The organism is Vibrio sp. 2132-1 (assembly GCF_033344315.1).
In genome coordinates this window covers 1-719 of the sequence record NZ_JAWPON010000308.1, presented here as the reverse complement: position 1 = coordinate 719, position 719 = coordinate 1, and the positions used below count along the sequence as shown (strand labels likewise).

Annotated in this window: 1 pseudogene; it reads left to right on the top strand. The window is 49.8% G+C overall.

The features are described from left to right. Nucleotides 1-719, top strand: a pseudogene (locus R8N47_RS25110) (bifunctional glutamine synthetase adenylyltransferase/deadenyltransferase); the annotation flags it as partial.

Here is a 719-nt window from a genome sequence, read left to right as displayed (position 1 = left end):
CGACTTGGCCAAGAAAACGCTCGGCCCCCGTGGGCGAGAAGTCTTAAACCGCTTGATGCCAAAAGTGTTTGACGCGGTGTTTGCCCACCCTGATGCACAGTTTGGTTTACCGCGAGTACTGCACTTACTGCACAATATTTGCACGCGCACGACGTACTTAGAATTGTTGGATGAACACCCGGCCGCATTGGTGCAGTTAGTGCGCTTGTGTACCGCAAGTCCGATGATTTCCGAACAGTTGTCTCGTTATCCAATCCTTCTGGATGAGTTGATAGATCCTCAACAGCTGTACAACCCAATTCCACTCGATAGCTATCGCACTGAATTGCGCGATTTCCTTGCCCGTATTCCCGAAGATGATATGGAGCAGCAAATGGAAGCGCTGCGTCAGTTTAAGCAGATTTGTATTTTGCGTATCGCGGCGGCGGATATCGCTGGCGTGCTGCCAGTCATGAAAGTAAGTGACCACTTAACTTATCTAGCAGAAGCCATTGTTGAAGCGGTGGTCAGCCAAGCGTGGCTTCAAGTGTCTGAAAAATACGGCGAGCCAACACACGTGAAAGACCGTGAAGGCAAAGGCTTTGCCGTGATCGGTTATGGTAAAGTCGGTGGATGGGAGTTGGGCTACAACTCAGACTTAGATATCGTCTTTATGCACGACTGCCCAGTTAATGTATACACCGATGGTAAGAAGGAGATTGACGGTCGTCAGTTCTACC